We start from the raw sequence: 1,084 nt of genomic DNA, 5'->3' as shown, positions 1-1,084 counted from the left end.
CCGAACGCCGCGGCGCGCACGGCCTGCAGACCGGTGGCCGCCGACACCGGGACCGACGGCGGAGGCGGGCCGATGACACGGAGCGCGGGGCCGGCGTCGTCCACGGCCTGCGCGTGCTTCCAGACCTGGCGCAGGGCCCAGAACTTGTGCCAGTGGCGGGGCAGCACGCCCGGGTTGGCCTGGTGCACGGCGACCTCGGTCTCCCCCAGGGCGACGCCGAGCAGCATCTCGGCCTGCCCGTGCCGCCACTCCTCCCAGGTGCCGGCCTCGGGATCCACGAGGGACTCCTCCGCCTTCAGGCCGGCGGTCAACTGCATGACCACCTTGGGGTCGAGCGCCTTGACCCGTCCGTCCCGCCCCGTGCCCTTCGTCTTGTAGTCGATCAGGCACAGCCGGCCGCCGATTCGGGCGACGAGGTCCAGCGTGCCCGCGTAGCCCACCGTGTGGTTCCAGACGGTGATTTCGGCCGCGATCGGCCGGACGTCGTAGAGGTCCCACCACTCGTCGAAGCGGTCCGCGTAGGCGCCCTCGCCGTGCTCGATCAGCCGGGCCCGGGCCTCCGCCATGGTGTGGGGGCGGCCGAGGGCGCGCTGGGCCACCTGCTCGGCGTAGTCGTGCACGCGGTCCCCGCGCTCGGCCGCGGCGTCCCGGTAGCGGGCGGCGGCGTCGGCGGACTGGCGGGCCACCTGCTTCAGGCGCGCCGCGGAGCCCACGGATTCCGCCAGGCGCGGATCCTGGGTCACGGACTGGGCCGCCATCCACCCGACCCAGCCGTCCAGGTCCGTCTTCTCCATGCCGATCACGGTGGTGATGGACGGGACCTCGGGCAGGCCGGAGAGGGAGCGCGCGTACATGCGTCCGTGGGGGGTCTGATGCGCGAGGCGTGGCTGGGTCATGGTCAGCCATTCTGGCAGGGTCCGCGGACCCCCGACGGGGTGGCCCGACACGCCTGCCGACGCCGATTTTGCATCCGGGCGGAGATGGCCTAGAGTTCTTTCTCGTTGGAAAACGCAGGTGAGCGGCTCGGACGAGCGGATCCCGGCGGCACCGACACGCGGATGTAGCTCAGTTGGCTAGAGCGCCA

General features: G+C 72.7%; 1 protein-coding gene. It reads right to left on the bottom strand.

What is annotated here, in order from left to right:
- Nucleotides 1–896, bottom strand: an 896-nt coding sequence (locus HMPREF3105_RS08465) for a cytochrome (protein ID WP_070709227.1), incomplete at its 3' end; no start/stop codon positions are given.
- Nucleotides 897–1,084: the final 188 nt, after the last annotated feature.

The organism is Micrococcus sp. HMSC31B01, assembly GCF_001816085.1.
In the GTDB taxonomy this organism is placed as follows: Bacteria; Actinomycetota; Actinomycetes; order Actinomycetales; family Micrococcaceae; genus Micrococcus; species Micrococcus luteus.
Note: the sequence above shows the minus strand (reverse complement) of the source record. Positions and strands in the feature narration are given on the sequence as shown.